This window comes from Rhodococcus sp. 1R11 (assembly GCF_004563845.1).
Classification (GTDB): domain Bacteria; phylum Actinomycetota; class Actinomycetes; order Mycobacteriales; family Mycobacteriaceae; genus Rhodococcoides.
This window is the reverse complement of sequence record NZ_SPNG01000032.1, coordinates 1-762: the sequence shown is the minus strand read 5'-3', so window position 1 is coordinate 762 and position 762 is coordinate 1. Positions and strand designations below refer to the sequence as shown.

Annotated in this window: 1 protein-coding gene; it reads right to left on the bottom strand. The window is 64.6% G+C overall.

All coding sequences use genetic code 11. The annotated features are described in order from the left end of the window. Window positions 1-743, bottom strand: a 743-nt coding sequence (gene rfbA / locus E4P29_RS25760) for a glucose-1-phosphate thymidylyltransferase RfbA (RefSeq protein WP_135048117.1), incomplete at its 3' end; no start/stop codon positions are given. Window positions 744-762: the final 19 nt, after the last annotated feature.

Sequence of the window (762 nt, the reverse complement as noted above, 5' to 3'; positions counted from 1 at the left end):
CCGATCTTGAGTCCTTGGCGTTGTTCGATGGTGCGCACGTAGTTGGAGGCGTCGAGGAGGGAGTCGAAGGTGCCGGTGTCGAGCCAGGCGGTGCCGCGGGGCAGGACTTCGACCTGCAGGCGGCCGGCGTCGAGGTAGTGGCGGTTGACGTCGGTGATCTCGTATTCGCCGCGGGCGGAGGGGGCGAGGTCGCGGGCGATGGCGATGACGTCGTTGTCGTAGAAGTACAGGCCGGGGACGGCGAAGTTCGATTTGGGGGCGGCGGGTTTCTCCTCGAGGGAGATGGCTGTGCGGTTGTCGTCGAATTCGATGACGCCGTAGGCGGTGGGGTCGGAGACCTCGTAGGCGAAGACGGCTCCGCCGTCGATGGTCTCGAAGCGCGAGAGTTGGGTGCCCAGGCCGGGGCCGTAGAAGATGTTGTCGCCCAACACCAATGCCGCACTGTCGGTGCCGATGTGGTCGGCTCCCAGGACGAATGCCTGGGCGAGGCCGTTGGGCTCGTGTTGGACCTTGTAGGTCAGGGAGATTCCGAATTGGGAGCCGTCGCCGAGCAGGCGTGCGAATTGGTCGGCGTCCTGGGGTGTGGTGATGATGAGGATCTCGCGGATCCCGGCGAGGATCAGGGTCGAGAGGGGGTAGTAGATCATCGGTTTGTCGTAGACCGGGACCAGCTGTTTGCTGACGCCCATCGTGATCGGATGAAGCCGTGAGCCCGTGCCGCCCGCCAGAATGATTCCCCGCATGAGCCCGAAGTCTTCCAGA